This window comes from Bacillus sp. CGMCC 1.60114 (assembly GCF_042676365.1).
Classification (GTDB): Bacteria; Bacillota; Bacilli; order Bacillales; family Bacillaceae_G; genus Bacillus_A; species Bacillus_A rhizoplanae_A.
In genome coordinates, this window is sequence record NZ_JBHTHG010000084.1 from 43,295 (window position 1) to 61,552 (window position 18,258).

The 18,258-nt window shown below is 36.7% G+C and carries 18 protein-coding genes; 8 read left to right on the forward strand and 10 right to left on the reverse strand.

Features of this window, described 5'->3' with window-relative positions; all coding sequences use genetic code 11:
- Window positions 1-27: 27 nt before the first annotated feature.
- Together ACFQZ1_RS12060 and ACFQZ1_RS12065 are read right to left on the reverse strand one after the other, a co-directional pair.
- The gene (locus ACFQZ1_RS12060; protein ID WP_377882412.1) at window positions 28-960 is read right to left on the reverse strand and encodes a beta-ketoacyl-ACP synthase III; all 933 of its coding nucleotides are present in this window, start codon (window positions 958-960) and stop codon (window positions 28-30) included.
- Between the two features lie 78 nt (window positions 961-1,038).
- The gene (locus tag ACFQZ1_RS12065; RefSeq protein ID WP_377882414.1) at window positions 1,039-1,911 is read right to left on the reverse strand and encodes a TetR/AcrR family transcriptional regulator; all 873 of its coding nucleotides are present in this window, start codon (window positions 1,909-1,911) and stop codon (window positions 1,039-1,041) included.
- Between the two features lie 274 nt (window positions 1,912-2,185).
- Between ACFQZ1_RS12065 and ACFQZ1_RS12070 the strand changes: the two genes are divergently transcribed.
- Window positions 2,186-5,305, forward strand: a complete 3,120-nt coding sequence (locus ACFQZ1_RS12070) for an efflux RND transporter permease subunit (protein ID WP_377882415.1) — start codon at window positions 2,186-2,188, stop codon at window positions 5,303-5,305.
- A 235-nt stretch (window positions 5,306-5,540) separates the two neighbouring features.
- On the opposite strand, the gene ACFQZ1_RS12075 is transcribed toward ACFQZ1_RS12070, so the two are convergent.
- A complete protein-coding gene (locus ACFQZ1_RS12075) occupies window positions 5,541-6,434 on the reverse strand; it encodes a mechanosensitive ion channel family protein (protein ID WP_377882416.1) in 894 nt (297 codons plus the stop codon).
- A 414-nt stretch (window positions 6,435-6,848) separates the two neighbouring features.
- On the opposite strand from ACFQZ1_RS12075, the gene ACFQZ1_RS12080 reads away from it, so the two are divergent.
- Window positions 6,849-7,289, forward strand: a complete 441-nt coding sequence (locus ACFQZ1_RS12080) for a YaiI/YqxD family protein (RefSeq protein ID WP_377882417.1) — start codon at window positions 6,849-6,851, stop codon at window positions 7,287-7,289.
- Between the two features lie 155 nt (window positions 7,290-7,444).
- Here ACFQZ1_RS12080 and ACFQZ1_RS12085 read toward each other — a convergent pair whose 3' ends face one another.
- The 4 genes from ACFQZ1_RS12085 to ACFQZ1_RS12100 all read right to left on the reverse strand — a co-directional run bounded on the left by ACFQZ1_RS12085 (window position 7,445) and on the right by ACFQZ1_RS12100 (window position 11,057).
- A complete protein-coding gene (locus ACFQZ1_RS12085; protein ID WP_377882418.1) occupies window positions 7,445-8,569 on the reverse strand; it encodes an RNA-guided endonuclease InsQ/TnpB family protein in 1,125 nt (374 codons plus the stop codon).
- A gap of 626 nt (window positions 8,570-9,195) precedes the next feature.
- A complete protein-coding gene (locus tag ACFQZ1_RS12090) occupies window positions 9,196-9,375 on the reverse strand; it encodes a ComZ family protein (RefSeq protein ID WP_377882419.1) in 180 nt (59 codons plus the stop codon).
- 40 nt (window positions 9,376-9,415) lie between these two features.
- Window positions 9,416-10,273 (reverse strand): NAD-dependent epimerase/dehydratase family protein, encoded by an 858-nt coding sequence (locus ACFQZ1_RS12095; protein WP_377882420.1) that lies wholly within the window; start codon window positions 10,271-10,273, stop codon window positions 9,416-9,418.
- Between the two features lie 52 nt (window positions 10,274-10,325).
- A complete protein-coding gene (locus ACFQZ1_RS12100) occupies window positions 10,326-11,057 on the reverse strand; it encodes an alpha/beta hydrolase (RefSeq protein WP_377882421.1) in 732 nt (243 codons plus the stop codon).
- 156 nt (window positions 11,058-11,213) lie between these two features.
- Here ACFQZ1_RS12100 and ACFQZ1_RS12105 point away from each other — a divergent pair, with 156 nt between their 5' ends.
- The gene (locus tag ACFQZ1_RS12105) at window positions 11,214-11,399 is read left to right on the forward strand and encodes a YjzD family protein (protein ID WP_377882422.1); all 186 of its coding nucleotides are present in this window, start codon (window positions 11,214-11,216) and stop codon (window positions 11,397-11,399) included.
- A gap of 35 nt (window positions 11,400-11,434) precedes the next feature.
- Here ACFQZ1_RS12105 and clpB read toward each other — a convergent pair whose 3' ends face one another.
- Together clpB and ACFQZ1_RS12115 are read right to left on the reverse strand one after the other, a co-directional pair.
- Window positions 11,435-14,041 (reverse strand): ATP-dependent chaperone ClpB, encoded by a 2,607-nt coding sequence (clpB, locus tag ACFQZ1_RS12110; RefSeq protein ID WP_377882423.1) that lies wholly within the window; start codon window positions 14,039-14,041, stop codon window positions 11,435-11,437.
- A gap of 167 nt (window positions 14,042-14,208) precedes the next feature.
- Window positions 14,209-14,388, reverse strand: coding sequence for a YjzC family protein (locus ACFQZ1_RS12115; RefSeq protein WP_020059836.1), 180 nt, complete (start codon window positions 14,386-14,388; stop codon window positions 14,209-14,211).
- A 395-nt stretch (window positions 14,389-14,783) separates the two neighbouring features.
- On the opposite strand from ACFQZ1_RS12115, the gene ACFQZ1_RS12120 reads away from it, so the two are divergent.
- The 3 genes from ACFQZ1_RS12120 (at window position 14,784) to ACFQZ1_RS12130 (ending at window position 16,027) form a co-directional block, all read left to right on the forward strand.
- The gene (locus ACFQZ1_RS12120) at window positions 14,784-15,593 is read left to right on the forward strand and encodes a Cof-type HAD-IIB family hydrolase (protein WP_377882424.1); all 810 of its coding nucleotides are present in this window, start codon (window positions 14,784-14,786) and stop codon (window positions 15,591-15,593) included.
- 96 nt (window positions 15,594-15,689) lie between these two features.
- Window positions 15,690-15,830 (forward strand): hypothetical protein, encoded by a 141-nt coding sequence (locus ACFQZ1_RS12125; protein ID WP_020059838.1) that lies wholly within the window; start codon window positions 15,690-15,692, stop codon window positions 15,828-15,830.
- Window positions 15,830-16,027, forward strand: coding sequence for a DUF3813 domain-containing protein (locus ACFQZ1_RS12130; RefSeq protein ID WP_377882425.1), 198 nt, complete (start codon window positions 15,830-15,832; stop codon window positions 16,025-16,027). Before ACFQZ1_RS12125 ends, ACFQZ1_RS12130 begins: the two co-directional genes overlap by 1 nt.
- Before the next feature lie 64 nt (window positions 16,028-16,091).
- Here the strand turns inward: ACFQZ1_RS12130 and ACFQZ1_RS12135 are convergent, their stop codons facing one another.
- The gene (locus ACFQZ1_RS12135; RefSeq protein ID WP_377882426.1) at window positions 16,092-16,949 is read right to left on the reverse strand and encodes a YitT family protein; all 858 of its coding nucleotides are present in this window, start codon (window positions 16,947-16,949) and stop codon (window positions 16,092-16,094) included.
- A gap of 98 nt (window positions 16,950-17,047) precedes the next feature.
- Between ACFQZ1_RS12135 and ACFQZ1_RS12140 the strand changes: the two genes are divergently transcribed.
- Window positions 17,048-17,179, forward strand: coding sequence for a DUF3941 domain-containing protein (locus tag ACFQZ1_RS12140; protein WP_377882427.1), 132 nt, complete (start codon window positions 17,048-17,050; stop codon window positions 17,177-17,179).
- Window positions 17,180-17,308: 129 nt separating this feature from the next.
- Complete coding sequence (gene prsA, locus ACFQZ1_RS12145; RefSeq protein WP_377882428.1) at window positions 17,309-18,160, forward strand: peptidylprolyl isomerase PrsA; 852 nt, start codon at window positions 17,309-17,311, stop codon at window positions 18,158-18,160.
- The last annotated feature ends 98 nt before the right edge of the window (window positions 18,161-18,258 follow it).

Consider the following 18,258-nt stretch of genomic DNA (forward strand, 5'->3'; position numbering starts at 1 on the left):
CAAAATACACTCCTTTTCTCTCAGTCCTTATTTACCCCAACGAAGAGCAACTGCTCCCCATGTTAATCCGCCGCCAAAACCAACTAATATGATAAGATCACCATCTTGAATGCGTCCATTTTGTAATTCTTCTACCATAGCAATTGGAATCGAAGAAGCTGACGTATTCCCAAACTTAGAAATTGTCGTACTCATCTTCTCCTGTGGTAAATTTAATCGCTCTCTCGCCGATTCCATAATACGAATATTTGCTTGGTGAGGCACTAAAAAGTCCACATCTTCTTTCGTATGCCCTGCTTTTTCTAAAACGCGAAGGCAAGAATCACCAAGTTGACGAACAGCAAATTTAAAGACTTCTCTGCCATTCATCATAACATATTCATCACGATAAAGGTGTTTACCACCGCTTCCATCCGCTCCTAATTCAAATGAAAGAATACCTTTTCCTTCTGAAACAGCTCCCATAACGATAGCACCTGCTCCATCACCAAATAAAACTGCCGTATTTCGGTCATTCCAATCTACAATTTTAGATAACTTATCGCTACCAATTACTAATATATTTTTATAAGTTCCAGTTTGAATAAATTGTTGTGCGGTAATCATTCCGTACATAAAACCAGCACAAGCAGCACCTAAATCCATAGCTGCTGCATGCTTCGCTCCAATTTGTTCTTGAACTACACAAGCAACCGCCGGAAACGAACGATCCGCCGTTACTGTTGCAACTAAAATAAGATCAATTTCTTCCCCGTTCATCCCTGCATTTTCAAGTGCTTTTTTTGCAGCTTCCACAGCCATATGTGAAGTATCTATTGTATCATCGGCAATTCGTCTTTCTTCAATTCCCGTTCTTGTACGAATCCACTCATCAGATGTATCCATCACTTTCTCTAAGTCGTGATTTGTGACAACTTTTTCCGGCACATATCTCCCGATCCCTAAAATGCCTACGTTCACATCGCAACCCTCCGTTTTATATCAATTATTATGACTTGGTACTAATTTTAAATGATAAGTTTCCTTTTGTCTATAATATTAATTTGTTATTTTATAATACAACGCAAGTCTTTCACGGAAATCATGCAATTCAGGATACGATTTTAAGTTAGACAACATCCCTTGAATAACTGGAACTCGCGGATGATTCGTTTTCATTTCTGACTCTAGCACATCTAGTGTAACCAGTAATTCATCATTTCCTAATTGGTCTACTAGCGTACGTTTTAACGTAATAATTTCATTTACAAATGATTCTTCCATATGTCCGTTCATTACATTCCCATCGCACAAAAAGTGATTGAGTTCCCGCTCTAAAATAACCGGTTTTTCATTTGAACGTTGTAACCCCGCTACGATATCATCCATTCTTTTTAATATAAATCTCACTATATATGCTATATCTACATTTACCACATTAAAGATAACCGACTCCAAATACCCATGCGATATCCCTTCTAGCATAATAATTACATCAATAAGATAAGGAGCAATCTCTTCCCCATATATAGCAAGTAAACCATCGCGGTGAAAAGCATGTGATTCTAATCTCATTCTCGTCATAAATGCTTCTACTTCTTTATTAAAAGGAATCGCATTTTCCCTCATACACATAATAATGAATTCTCTTTTTTGTTGTAATTCGTAAAACTGGCAATGTAATTGTTTTTCAAATTTCTCACGTGGAGGTAATGATTCTTTTTCAATATCCATCATTTTATTTTGAATCCGGTCGTAGTAATACTCCAATGTTGCCAATACTAAAGTGTCTTTCGATTTAAAATGCAAATAAAATGCGCCTTTGGAAATACCGCATTCTGTTGCTATTTCTTGAATAGACGTCGCACTAACACCCTTCATTGCAAATAATTTAATTGCTGTTTCAATTATTAACCGTTCTTTTTCCTTCATCTTTTTCTCTCCTAAAAAAACGCTCTTATTCGCATTATGACTCATCGGTCAAAAATTGCAAGTATTTCTCAATATTTTATCCCTCTATCAGCAGGAAATAAGACCCTCACACAAGATTCAGAGAAGATAAAGAAGGTAGACGGCGGATGAAGAACCCTCTATCTATGGAAGTTTCACTTTGCATCAGTCCTTTCAGTTGACTATTGACCAGTCAGTCATTTATAATTTGTTCGTTATGACCAATTAGTCAGTTTCCGTGAAAAGGAGTGTACAGATGAATAAAATCATTAACTTTTCGTTAAATAACAAGTTCGCAGTCTGGTTATTAACGATCATGATTACGATTGCGGGAATCTATTCTGGTCTTCGCATGAAGCTGGAAACAATCCCAGATATTACCACACCACTCGTAACAGTAACAACTGTGTATCCTGGCGCTACCCCAGCTGAAGTAGCAGAAAAGATTTCGAAACCAATCGAACAACGACTACAAAACTTAAATGGAGTAACCGTTGTAAGCTCCTCCTCTTATCAAAACGCATCTTCTATTCAAGTAGAATATAATTTTGATAAAAATATGGAAAAAGCAGAGACAGAAATTAAAGATGCACTCGCTAACTTACCTTTACCAGAAGGTGTAAAAGAACCAAAAATTTCTCGCCTTAGCTTCAACGCTTTTCCTGTTATTTCATTAAGCGTCACAAGTAAGAATGAGTCTCTTGCAAAGCTGACAGAAAGAGTTGAAAAAGATGTTGTTCCAAGTTTAGAAGGATTAGATGGCGTTGCCTCTGTTCAAATTTCGGGTCAACAAGTTGACGAAGTACAGCTTGTCTTCAACAAAGAAAAAATGAAAGAATTAGGCCTTAGCGAAGATACAGTTAAGAACATGATTAAAGGTTCTAATGTTTCTATGCCGCTAGGACTGTATACATTTAAAGACAAAGAAAAGTCCGTTGTTGTAGATGGCAATATTACAACGTTAAGTGCTTTAAAAGAAATGAAAATCCCGCTTGTTCCTTCTGCAAATCAAGGAAGTTCACAAGGGCCAACTCAGGCGCAGCAGCCTAATATGAATCCCGCTGCAACGGGACAAGGATTTGCAATTCCAACTGTAGCATTACAAGATATTGCTGATATTAAACAAGTTGGGAAAGCAGAGTCTATTTCACGTACAAACGGAAAAGATGCAATCAGCCTTCAAATTGTGAAAGCTGCTGATGCAAATACAGTTGATGTTGTAAATGCCGTTAAAAATAAAGCACATGATTTCGAAAAGAAATTTGATGACATCGAAATCATTTCAACGTTTGACCAAGGTGCACCAATTGAAAAATCGGTTAGCACAATGTTAAGTAAAGCTATTTTTGGGGCAATTTTCGCCATCATTATCATCATGTTGTTCTTACGTAACATTCGAACAACACTTATTTCCGTTATTTCCATTCCACTTTCTTTATTAATTGCAATTTTACTATTAAAAGAAATGGATATTACATTAAATGTTATGACACTTGGAGCAATGACCGTTGCTATCGGCCGCGTTGTCGATGACTCGATCGTTGTTATTGAAAATATTTACCGGCGTATGGCTTTACCTAATGAAAAGTTAAAGGGAAAAGACTTAATTCGCGAGGCAGCAAAAGAAATGTTCGTTCCGATTATGTCATCTACAATCGTAACCATTGCGGTCTTTTTACCGCTTGGTCTTGTGAAAGGAATGATTGGGGAACTGTTCTTACCATTTGCTTTAACAATTGTTTTCGCCCTATTAGCATCTCTTCTCGTAGCTATTACAATTGTTCCAATGATGGCACATTCTTTATTTAAAAAAGAAAGTACCAAGGAAAAACAGCAACACACTCATGAAGAGCATACAAGTAAACTTGCTAATGGGTATAAACGCCTTCTAGAATGGGTATTAAATCATAAGATTATTACATCTAGTATCGCGGTTTTATTATTAGTAGGAAGCATTGCCCTTATCCCAATTGTAGGTGTAAGCTTCTTACCATCTGAAGAAGAGAAAACAGTAGTTGCATCTTATAATCCAGAACCTGGACAAACATTGCAAGATGTCGAAAACATCTCAACAAAAGCAGAAGATTACTTTAAGAAGAAGAAAGATGTAAAAACAATTCAATTCTCACTTGGCGGAGAAAATCCAATGAGCCCAGGTAAATCGAACCAGACATTATTCTTTGTTCAGTACAAAAACGATACAAAGAACTTTGAGAAGGAAAAAGAAAAAGTTGTTAAAGACTTACAAAAGATGACAGGTAAAGGCGAATGGAAAAACCAAGACTTCTCATCTGGCGGAAGCAACAACGAAATTAAGTTATATGTATACGGAGACAGCTTACAAGAGATTAAACCTGTCGTAAAAGACATTCAAAATATCATGAAAAAAGATAAAACGTTAAAAAATATCGACTCTAGCCTTGCAAAAACATACGATGAATACACATTAGTCGCAGATCAAGAGAAATTAAGTAAGCTTGGTTTAACTGCTGCGCAAGTAGGCATGGGACTTTCCGACTCTCACGAACGCCCTGTCTTAACAACAGTAAAAGAAGATAACAAAGAGATGAATGTGTATGTTGAGGTTAAAAAACAAAATTATGAAAACATCGATGATTTAACAAACCGAAAAATACAAACACCGCTAGGTACAGAAGTGGCTGTAAAAGATATTATGACTGTAAAAGAAGGTGAAACGTCTAATACAATAACAAGACGTGATGGTCGCGTATATGCAGAAGTAACTGCAAAACCAACGACAGATGATGTAGCTAAAGCTTCCAAAAACATTCAAAAAGAAGTAGATAAAATGAACTTACCATCTGGCGTTGATGTTTCGATGGGCGGTGTATCTAAAGATATTCAAGAATCCTTTACACAGCTTGGTTTAGCCATGTTAGCTGCGATTGCGATTGTATACTTCGTTCTCGTTATAACATTCGGCGGGGCATTAGCACCATTTGCGATTTTATTCTCGCTTCCATTTACAATCATCGGTGCCGTTGTTGCCTTATTAATTTCCGGAGAAACATTAAGCATCTCTGCAATGATTGGTGCCCTCATGTTAATCGGTATTGTTGTCACAAACGCTATCGTACTTATTGACCGCGTCATTCATAAGGAACGCGAAGGATTTACAACACGCGAAGCATTACTAGAAGCTGGTGCAACAAGATTACGCCCAATCTTAATGACCGCTATCGCAACGATTGGTGCCTTACTTCCACTTGCATTAGGCTTTGAAGGAAGCGGCCTTATTTCCAAAGGTCTTGGCGTAACAGTAATCGGCGGATTAACAAGTTCTACGCTATTGACATTATTAATTGTACCGATTGTATATGAAGGATTAAGCAAGTTCAAACGAAAAATAAAGTAGCTGAGTAAAAAGTGAGACCTTTCTGTAGCCCTGAAATAAAGTTTGATTAAATTAACCCTGTAAACCTTAATAAAAAAGGAAAAAGCGTGTTTTGAAAAAAGAATGATCAATACACGCTTTTTTCTATTCAATTGAATAATTATTTTATAAAAAAATTTGATTATTTCTGTGATTCTTACTCTATTAAAGCGCCCTTTAATTGAATAACAAAGGAGTTTCTATTAGCTAGTTTTCTTTACCTGCTTGGTGAAAACCGCTCTCCAGGAATCTCCTGTAATTTTTCAGTATGAACGAACATATTCGCTGCTGGCATTTGTACTTGATTCTCATGGAATATAGACATTAGTTCAAACCTTACTTGCCTGGAAGTTTCAAAATACTCCTCAGGTTTAACCAAACCTACAATACAAAATTCGTACCCAACATACTTAAGATTTGGATTTAAGTCTGTAACACCAATATATTGAAATGATTGAACAGCCTCGTCCTCTATCCTATATAGGCTTTGATCCAATTTTTCATTGCAGATAACACATACTTTTTCTAACAATTCCTTTATTCTTGTAGGATCTTCCTGATAACTTACCGTAATCCGTTCAATAACCCGCATCCAGCCTTTATTAAAATTCTGTATCGTTCTAATCTCTCCATGTGGGATGGTAAGGAGTTTTCCCGACCATTCACGAATTTGCATAAAGCGAATACCGATTTCCTCAATGGTACCTGAACTTGTTCCGTTAAAAGTAACAAAATCGCCGACACGAAACTCTTTGTCCGTTAATCTTGCGAACCCTAATATAACATCTTTTAGCATCTGTTGTGCAGCAAAACCGACGACAACTCCGGCAATCCCTGCACCTGCAAGAATACCTTTTATATCTACAAATTGACTAATTAGATAAAAAACAAGACTGATTAAAATTCCATACCTAATAATTGATCGAATTACACTTTGAATCGTCTGTTCTACTTCTTCATCAAAAAAGCTTGACTTCCTAAAGAACCAATCAATCATACGGTTTATGACAAAGGAAAAAGTCATGAGGACCAAAGCAAATAGTGTAAATCTTAAAAGTAAAAACTCCCTTACATAATTAAAAAATTCCTCAGTAACAGTTAATAAATTCATCCATCCACTTCCTTAACTATGTATTTTGATTTTTATTCCCAGTTCAACTTCAACAATATGACCCTTTAACGAAACAACTTATTGTCACTCAAAATCAGATGTTCTTTTCCTTTTCACTATAAAAACACCCCTTTAAATTACCATATCCAAAGGGATAGAGCATCGCAACTTTATTTTAAATCCACAGTATTGTCAGGAAAATGCGGATTTACAACGTTAAGTAAATTTCAATATTAAAAAGCCTAATTTCTCAATTTAATGCTGAGAAATTAGGCTTTTTTCTTTGCTCAATTAAAGCGCCCTTTAATAGAACAACTGTTTTTTAATGATTTTAGGTAAACCATCTTTCTCGTTTGACAAAGGCTAAATTTGCCATTATCATCAACTCAAACTTATTTACGGGGAGATGTTAAGATGAAAATTTATGTTGATGCAGATGCTTGTCCGGTAAAAGATATCATTATCTCGGAAGGTACGAATGCTGAAATTCCTGTTATCCTTGTTAGTAGTTTTTCTCATTTTTCTAATGCGGAACAACCATCAGGAGTGGAAACCATTTATGTTGATTCTGGAGCAGATGCTGCGGATTATCGGATTATGAAGTTAGCAGAAAAAGGAGATATAATCGTTACGCAAGATTATGGTCTTGCTTCGCTAGGTTTAGCAAAAGGGTGTGCAGTACTTCACCATAATGGGTCTAGCTATACAAATGAAAACATTGACCAATTATTACAAACACGTTATTTGAGTGCAATGGCTCGAAAAAGCGGAAAGCGTACAAAGGGGCCAAAACCATTTACATCAGAAGATAGGGAGAAATTTAAGGGGCTTTTTAAAAGAGCGATTTCACAGTGAATAACCCCCTCCTTATCCACCTTCCAGTCGATTGAAGAAGGGGCTTCCTATTTCATAGACTGTTGCATAGTCGGGTGTCCCACTACGTCTTACACAGTCTCCACAGGCATAGATTATACTGTTCGGACATAACCTTGCCCTACAGTTTGTAGACTTTAGTTTGTGGCAAACAATTCTTCTAATCCTTTTTGTAAGATGTTCCGGCTCGCGTTATAGTCTCTATCTAATACCGTTCCACACTTTTTACAAATGTGAGTACGAATAGAGAGAGACTTCTTCACGCGATTCTCACAAAAAGAACAGTCTTGTGAAGTATACTTTGGTTCTACTTTGATGAGTACACCGCCATGATTTTCGCATTTGTAAGCAAGCATGTTTCGAAACATTCCCCACCCTGCATCAGAAATAGACTTTGATAATTTTCTGTTTCTAACCATGTTACGAATGTTCAGATTTTCTACAACGATAACGGAATAATCTTTCGCTAGATTGTAACTGAGTTTATGAAGAAAATCTCTGCGCTGGTTCGCTACTTTTTCATGTAGCTTGCGAACACGCTCGACTTGTTTTATGAAGTTAGCAGAACCTTGTTTCTTCTTAGAAAGTTTTCGCTGTGCTTTCTTTAGTTGTTTTTCTTTTTCACGGAGAAATCTAGGGTTTTCAAACTCTGAACCATTAGAAAGAACGGCATACTTATGTAATCCCACGTCAATTCCTATCGCACGATTGGTATCGATACCAGATGGTGCCACTTGTCTTTCGACACAGAAAATAGCGTACCATCTTTTCCCTTGACGTTTGAGAATCAGTTGCTTGATTGTTCCTTCGAGTGGTCTGTGGAGTAGGATATTTATTTCTCCCAACTTTGTATTGTATAATTTACCGTTATCAGAAAAAGACATGGCATAGCGATGCTTTCCATTTCGTTTGAACCCAAATTGAGGAAATGTCATACTCGTGTAGTCTTTATACTTTTTCTGTTTTGGATACTTTGCATCTTTACGAAAGAAATGATCAAACGCTTTTTTCAAACGTGCAAAAACTTCTTGCAAAGGCTGAGAAGGCATTTCTTTTAGAAAAGGATACGTCTCCTTGTCCAATGTAAGTTGTCTTTGCATATCATAACGATTGTAATTTTCTTTGTTTTGCTTATATTTCCGTTCTTTGTCTAACAAGGCAGAATTGTAGGTTTGACGACAATATTGTAGCCAACGGTCTAACACTTCTTTTTGCGCTTCTGTTGGAAAGATTTCATATTTTTGATTGAACAACATTGTCATCACCTCCCATTCGTTTTGTCCTTGTGTTTTGGTATTGTTTTAGAATTTCTAATGGTGCACCGCCTACAGTCAGCAAACAATAACTTTGAGATCAAAAGTATTCTTTCTATAATTTCTGTCTCATTTGAGAAAATTCCTTTTTCATTCCTTTGGCTTACACCAACCAAAATTCATCCCCTCCCTACTCATCGGGCTTCACCCTTCTCATTCCTTGAGGAAGGGGAATTCTTTTGGAAGTATGTTAAAAAAGAACTGTTCATTTTTAAGAAAAACCTAGAAAAAAATTGTGACAAAACTTAAACTAACTTCGCCATGTTAGTTTAAGTGAAACACTTCACAAATAATGATCTTTTTATCAGTATTCTTACTCTTTCTTTTTCCTCCACAATCTGGCCCTTTAATGGAATAACTCTATTATCACTTAACAAGTTCTTAATCCACAAAAAAACCGAAATCCCTTCTTTATTGAGATAGGAAATTTCGGTTTTCTTCAAAACTGTTTAACTTTATTTTAAAGCAACACTTTCCATCAGTGAATCCTCACCGATGGAAAGGTCTCATTATTAAAGCTTCATCATTTACAGAAAAAGCATTAACCTAGTAGTTATAAGTATTTCGCAGACGTATTACTCTCCTGCGTCCGCTTTCCCAAGTTCATAAGCTTCATCCATAACCTTCATTAATAACTCTAATACAGGCTGCGCTTTTGCCATATCCAATGCAATACCATTATCATCTAAAATTGCCTTTGCTTCCGGCAAATGTTTCATTGCGATTTGTAAAAATTGCATGTTTTTTTCATTCATATCTCCTCATCCTTTCAACATTAAAACGTTCTTTTCTAGTTTACCACGTGCTGCTTCCCTCGTATAACTCCTTATATTGTTTTATGTGAGAAATTTGACGCTGTAATCCGTCTTCTAATGCAATTGGATTTGTAACAATCATCTCTGTTTCCTCATTGTTTTGACACTCTTTATGATGTATTTGCATTTTACCTGCTTCCTGTAATAATTCAATTCCTTTTTGCCATTGGTTTTCTTCTCCGCTGCAAAGAGAATATATTTTTCTTTCTATCTTTTTTTGACCGAGTTCATATAAACATCGAGCAACATCTTCAACATATATAAGGTCACATGTGCATTCCTCTACGGGAACAGAAATAGTCTGTTGCTTCATCTGCGAAAGAATAACATGATGATATGCCATAAACAACGGCTGCCACGGTCCATATACGGTCGGAACGCGCAGTATACAATAATCTGCACTCCCCTTCTTTACCTCTCGCTCAATTTTTGAAAAAAGTATATTATTTTCATTGTTACAAGCATGACTCACTTCTACAGAAGATAAAACGATAAATTTTATTCCTTTTCTTCTGCAAAAACTCTCAAATCGCTTTACATATTGCAATATAGTACGTTCGTTTCGAAAATCCTTTTGCTGATTCGGCTCACATAAGCAAAAATATACAGTATCAATATCCGTTTTCTCCAACACTTCCCACCCTTCATCATCACGGAGCGAAGAATACGTAAATAATGCATTTCGACCAATTAAACATAATTTTTCTTCATTCACCTTGGACATACTGTTCATATTATCAACATCAAATGCGTATACCTCAATCTCTTCTTCAAAAAACTTCTCCACAAGATGATAGCCTATAAATGTTAATGCACCCACAACAATTACTCGTTTCATTTTGTCTCCCTCCTCACATACACAAAAAGCTCCTTATGTATATATAGGAGCCTTATAAATCTTCATACCACTTAAAAAACTGACACGCATTTTGCGCCATTTTATATTTTACATCTTGGAAATGAAAGGATAATGCAGTTGGACAATTCTCTTGCAAGCGTTGTTTTTCATATTCTCTGAACAATTGTTTTCGTTCTTTTTTTTCTTGAATGGATACAAATATTTTTACAGGAACAGATGATTTCAAATATGGAAATGCTTTCTTTTCAATTTTCCGTTCTAATTCCGATTCTGTCGCATCGTATGCTTGCATTAATTCACGAATTAATCGCTTATAAAAAAATTTGTGCTCTTTTTCAAGTTCAACATGCGCCGGTAAATGAAGACATGGATTGAACATAAGAACAGAACGAACACATTCTGGATATTGCACCATCATTTGCAGGGCAACAAGCGCTCCCATTCCTTCTGCTATGATATGAATTTTTTCGTTCAAAATCTCCTTTTTCATAACAACATGATATAATCTTTTCGCTAAACGAACTGCCTGTTCATTTCCCCAATGTCTTCCGTGTAAATTAGAAGAAAAAATCGTATAGCCTTCCTTCCGCAATTCATTTAAAAAGTGCAACCACCCTGCATGTTGAAGCCATAAACTTGTACCATTCTCAATGAAATAATTGTAATCACCTAGCAGCAATATACCGAATCCATTTGGTTTTTCCGGCAAATGAATTACACATGGCTCTTGCTCTAAAAAGAAGAAACGCTCCGTAATACCCATACTTCTCCCGCCTTATATAACAACATCAAAATAACTCTTTTATAATGTATGACGCTAATGGCAATTTGCTTTGCAAAAACAACAAATATTTTTTCTATATTCTTTTTAGAGTTATGTTACAATAAAAATAAATTGAACGAATAGAGGTGTGAAAAGATGCGTGTAATTTGGGCCTTAATCTGGTCGTTCCTGCTTGTGCAAATGATGAGCTACGTACTTAGCTCTATGACGCCAGGCGTTACATACGATTTCCAACAAGCGTCTATTTTTTCTGTAATTCTTGCTGTACTTGTAATCGTACTGGGAGCTTTAATTCCAAACGAGCCTGCACAGCAGCATTAATAAAAAAGAGTCCGGAATCAGCCGGACTCTTTTTTTTAACGAACTTCTACAACTAACTCGTTATTTAATACATCAATTAATACATGACTATGATCTGTAATTGTACCTGCAATGAGTTCACGCGCTAGCTTCGTTTCAACTTGACGTTGTACGTAGCGTTTTAACGGACGTGCACCATACATTGGATCGAATCCTGATTCTACAACAAACTCTTTTGCTGCATTTGTTAATTCAACCGTAATATGACGGTCCGCTAAACGATTTTGCAGCTCCTTCACAATTTTATCGACAATACCTTTTATTTCATTTGTTGTGAGTGGTTTAAATAAAATGATTTCATCCACTCGATTTAAAAATTCCGGACGGAAATGACCGCGAAGTTGTCCCATCACAAGGTCTCTTGCTTCTTCTTGAATAGAACCATCTTCTCCTAATCCTTCTAGTAAATATTGTGATCCGATATTGGACGTCATAATAATTACTGTATTTTTAAAATCAACTGTACGTCCTTGTGAATCTGTAATACGTCCATCATCTAACATTTGCAGTAAAATATTAAACACTTCTGGGTGCGCTTTTTCAATTTCATCTAATAAAATAACCGAATATGGTTTACGGCGCACAGCTTCTGTCAATTGTCCCCCTTCTTCATATCCGACATATCCAGGAGGCGCTCCAATTAAACGGGATACTGCATGTTTTTCCATATACTCAGACATATCGATTCGAATCATTTGTTCTTCGCTATCAAATAATGATTGCGCCAATGTTTTCGCAAGTTCTGTTTTCCCAACACCTGTAGGTCCTAAGAAAATGAATGAACCAATCGGACGATTTGGATCTTTAATACCAGCACGGGCACGTAACACCGCATCCGCCACAAGACCGACCGCTTCTTCTTGTCCAATGACACGCTCCGATAAGATTTGCTCTAAACGAAGCAGCTTTTCACGTTCTCCTTCTACAAGTTTTACAACTGGAATACCAGTCCAACGCGATACAATATTTGCAATTTCTTCTTCACTTACTTCTTCACGAAGAAGACGATTATCTTGCTGTTTATTAGCATTTGCTTCTTCCGCTGCTTTCAGCTCTTTTTCTACAGCTGGAATTTTGCCGTGACGAAGCTCTGCTGCCTTATTTAAATCGTAATTTCCTTCCGCTTCTTCTAACTCGCGGCGCAAACGTTCTAAACTTTCACGTAAATCCCGCACTTTATGAATTTCTTCTTTCTCTTTTTGCCACTGCGCTCTCATGCTACTTGCTTTTTCTTTTAAATCCGATAACTCACGCTGCAATGTTTGCAGACGCTCCTGACTACCGCGATCCGTTTCTTTACTAAGCGCAGCTTCTTCAATTTCTAACTGCATAATACGACGTGTTATTTCATCTAATTCTGTTGGCAGCGAGTCAATTTCTGTCCGAATCGTTGCACATGCTTCATCCACTAAGTCAATCGCTTTATCTGGCAAAAAGCGATCGGAAATATAACGATCTGATAACATCGCGGCTGCTACAAGAGCACGATCATGAATATTAACACTATGATAAATTTCAAAGCGTTCTTTTAAACCGCGCAAAATGGAAATCGTATCTTCGACCGTTGGCTCTTCTGCTAATACTTGCTGGAAACGACGTTCTAATGCCGGATCTTTCTCAATATATTTCCGATATTCATCAAGTGTCGTCGCTCCGATACAATGTAGCTCTCCGCGTGCTAACATCGGTTTTAGCATGTTCCCAGCATCCATTGCTCCCTCTGTTTTTCCAGCCCCTACAATCGTGTGAAGCTCGTCAATAAATAGTAAAATCTTCCCTTCACTTTTTTTAATTTCATTTAAGACTGCCTGCAAACGCTCTTCAAATTCACCGCGGAATTTTGCACCTGCAACAAGCGCACTCATATCAAGCGCAAAAATAGTTTTATCCTTTAATCCTTCCGGTACATCTTTACGGACAATACGCTGTGCCAATCCCTCAACAATTGCTGTTTTCCCAACACCAGGTTCACCAATTAACACAGGATTGTTTTTCGTTTTACGTGATAAAATGCGGATAACACGGCGAATTTCACTATCGCGTCCAATAACCGGATCAATTTTTCCTTGCCGTACTTCTGCTACTAAATCACGGCCGTATTTTTGCAAAGCTTCATATGTTACTTCTGGATTTTGACTCGTCACTCTTTGATTCCCCCGAACTTCTGTTAATGCTTGCAATAACGCTTCTTTCGTAATACGAAGCGATGTAAATAACTGACATATATCGTTCGTTTTCTTTTCATCACAAAACGCAAGAAGAATATGCTCTACTGAAATATAATCGTCTTGCAAATGCTTCGCTTCTTCTTCAGCTCTTACAAGCAGTTGCTGAAGCGCACCTGTAATATATACTTTCCCTGCCTCGGCGCCGCCTCCGGTAACTGATGGCTTTTGCTTTAACAAGCGTTCTACTCCTTGCATAAGCTGATCTATATTTACATTCATCTTTTGAAAAATACGGATGGCTAATCCATCTTGCTGCTGAAGAAGCGCATCTAAAAGATGTACAGTATCAATTTCTTGATGATGATGCTTAGTAGCAATTGATTGTGCACTCATAATCGCTTCTTGTGTTTTCGTCGTCATTCGATTTAAGTCCATTGCAGCCACAGCTCCTTTAACTTTGACTTTTTTTGACCTTTGATTTGATTATACGACAAATTATGTATTTTATACAATGAAGACAGTTTTATAACACGATCTTATTTTTGAAAAAATCCATTTCATTACATCATAACAAATCCCGCAGCTTATAACTGCGGGATTTATTATGGTCTTCTTTTATATGTCCACTGTCTGTTTTGATTTGTAACTTCTGGAAATTTATCTCCAGCAGAAAGCTTTACCATTTTTGGATCCTTAACCATACTTCCTGTTTCACCAATTTCAACATATATGCCGTCGTTTGGTGCTTTTTGACCTGCTCGGAATCGATGACTTTGTCCCATATTCATTCTCCTTCCATTCCATCATTGCATCTTTAGTATGTCCCATTTTAAAAAACCTTTTCTGTTATGTTTAGGAAAGCTTGCTCATATAATGAAATTACACATTTTAGCAGGAGATACATCAGTATATGTAGAAACAAAAAAAACTGGTCATAACGACCAGCATCAAAGGAGAGTCAAACAACTTATTACGAGAAGATTACACTCTCATTATAAACACGATAGTCCGTTTATTGTAACCCTTTTCACAAATTGTACAAAATCAAAGAAACATTATTCGAACTTTCAGAAAACAACTTGACTTTTCTCTTTTCCAATTACAAATAGTAGACAACATTCGAATGTAGAAACTAAGATGAATATATACAAAACTTTTATATAAAGGTGTGAGACGTATGAAAAAACAACATTTAATCGCATTAGATTTAGATGGTACTTTACTGACAGATCAAAAAATCATTTCAGCACGCACAAAACAAACCATTGCAAAAGCAAAAGAACAAGGTCATATCGTTGTTATTTCAACCGGACGTCCATTTCGTGCGAGTCATGCATATTATAAAGAACTTAGCTTAAACACACCAATCGTAAATTTCAACGGCGCATACGTCCATCACCCACTTGATAAAAATTGGGGAACGCATCACTCTCCGCTTGAACTTGCTACTGCGCAAGAAATCGTTCGCGCATGTATCGATTTTGGGGTAGAAAATATTTACGCGGAAGTGATTGATGATGTATATGTAAAACAAATTGATGCAGATAAAAAACATATTTTCGAATTTGGATCACCTAAAATTTTCACGGGTGATTTACTCGACATTTTACAAGAACACCCTACTTGCTTATTAATCGATGCACATGAATCAAAATCAAATTCTATCCGCCAACATTTAACAGATATGCATGCAGAGGTAATCGATCATCGCAAATGGGGCGCTCCTTGGCCGATTATCGAAATTGTAAAAAGCGGGTTAAATAAAGCAATTGGCTTACAAAAAATTTCAAGTTACTACAATATCCCAAAAGAAAATATCATCGCATTTGGTGATGAAGATAACGATTTTGAAATGATTGAATTTGCCGGGCACGGGATTGCAATGGGGAATGCCATTCCAGAATTAAAATCATTAGCAAATCACGTGACATTATCAAACGAGGAAGACGGAATTGCTCTTTATTTAGAGGAGGCACTTGGATTGTAAGGTGAAAATTCCCTACTTATAGTATGACGCCAAGCGCACATACTATAGGAGACACAACAAATGTGTCAATGTTTTTCTGCTAAGGGGGAATTACGAATGGGCAAAAAGAATAAGTCAAAACGTTTCGTACAACAAGGGGCAGATTCTGTTATGCAGCATGACGCAAGATTCCCATACCGCGGTACATTAGCTGAAGCAGAAAAAGAACGAAATAACTCTTCTCTTGGAGGGTTCTAATGGGTAACTTACTGTTCCAACAAGCACGAGATGCTGTTTCACAAGCTGTATCTTGTTCAAACCATAGTGAACAACAAGCACTTGTTGATAAAGCAAAAAATGCTTTGCTGTCCGCTTATACCAATTCTTCTACTGCCGAAAAAGTACAATTACGCGAAATGCAAGAAGAGCTTCAAAGCATTTCAGCAACGGAGTAAGGCTTAGTAAAGCAACTCCAACTAGATGCACGAATGAAAGAGGACCACATGTGGTCCTCTTTCATTAATCTTTACGGAACAACCCAAACACCCCAACCGTTTGTATAACGTTTGTAAATGCACCTGGATCTACTTTTCTTATAACCCTTTCTAATTCATACAGCTCGTAGCGAGTAATAACAATCATTAACATTTCTTTATTTTCATTCGTAAACGCACCTATCGCCGGAATAGTCGTAATCCCTCGAACCAATCGTTCCTGAATTGCCTTTCGCACTTCCACTCCATTTTTCGTTACAATAAATGCAGTAATTTTCACATGGCGCGTATGTATTGCATCAATAATACGTGAGGATACATATAATGTCACTAACGTATAAAGCGCCTTCTCCCAGCCATATAAATAACCGGCCGCTATAATAATGATGGCATTAAAAAAGAAAAAATACGTCCCAATCGGCTTGTCTTTTACTCTGGATAAAATCATCGCAACGATATCTAAACCACCAGTTGAAGCTCCCCACTTCAAAGCAAGACCTACCCCTAACGCAGAAATTATTCCTCCAAAAATGGCATTTAAAATGATATCATGAGAGATTGCTTTCACCGGCACTATTTCTAAAAACAGCGTCATAAATATAACGCTAAAAAAACTAAATACAGTAAATGACTTCCCTACTTTTTTCCAAGCCAAAATAACAACGGGAATATTGAATAAGCCAAAAAGAAATCCTGTCGAGATATGAATTGACATAAAATCCGCTAACACTTGCGAAATTAATTGTGACAATCCAGCGAAACCACTCGCATACACTTTGGCCGGTGTTAAAAATAAGTTCATTCCAATTGCATTCAACAAACCAGAAATCATAACAATGACTAACTTTTTCACAAGTTCACCATAGTTCAGCTTTAAGTCCATATCACCTAGCCCACCTTTATATGAATTGCATTGTATACATAGTCTTAACGAAAACGGAAATGATAAACGTACAACCGCTACGAAGGGAGTTGAACCATATGCCTCACACAAGCGACAACGACAAAAAAGCGCGTGATAACAACGCAAAGCGCACCCAAAAAAATGAAGAACAGCAAAAAAATATACAACAAGGAAAATACGCTTACTCCAAAAAGACCGATCATCTATGAAATAACCCCTCCTCGTACATCAACATTTTCGTTGATGTACTTTTTTATGCAAAAAACCATCTCAAATTCACATCATGTTCACTTCCGTTTTCTACAATAGTAATAACGATTTTTGGATGAGGTGTTTACATGAAACGAAGACAATTATTTATCGCTGCAGCCACGCTCGGGACATTAATGTTATCTGCATGCGATCCAAAGGAAAGTTCTGATCCAATCGCAACTTCAACCGCTGGTACGGTAACAAAAGGAGAATTTGATCAAGCATTAAAAGAACGTTTCGGAAAAGATATGCTCTATGAAATGATGGCACAAGACATTATGATAAAAAAATATAAAGTATCCGATGAGGAAGTTGATAAGGAATTTAAAAAAGTAAAAGATCAAGCCGGTGATAATTTTAAAACATTTCTCGAAAGCAATCGGATGAAAAACGAAGATGACTTAAAAAAACAAATTCGTTCAAGCTTAGCCATCGACAAAGCAGTTAGGAACACAGTAACAGAAAAAGACATAAAAGCACGGTATAAACCAGACATTAGAGCTAGCCAGATTTTAGTAAACGACGAACAAACAGCTAACGATATAAAAAAACAACTGAACAGCGGAGCATCATTTGAAGAATTAGCAAAACAATATTCTGAAGATACGGCTTCAAAAGCAAACGGCGGAGATTTAGGTTACTTCGGTCCCGGAAAAATGGTACCTGAATTTGAAGAAGCCGCTTATAAATTAAATGTCGGTGAAATTAGCGAGCCTGTAAAATCATCAAAGGGCTACCATATTATTAAATTAACAGATAAAAAAGCATTAAAACCATATGATGAAGTAAAAGATTCGATTCGTAAGACGATTGAAGAAGAACGTGTCCAAGATAATACGTGGCGTCAAAAAGTATTAACAGACGAATTAAAGAAAGCAAATATTAAAGTAAAAGATAGTGAATTAAAAGATACATTTACACATGCTTTACAATCATAAAAACAGCCGAACAAATGTAATTTGTTCGGCTGTTTCCTCATTATCCCGCTATTCGCGGGCAGTAAGACCCCCACCTCAAGATTCAGAGAAGAACAAAG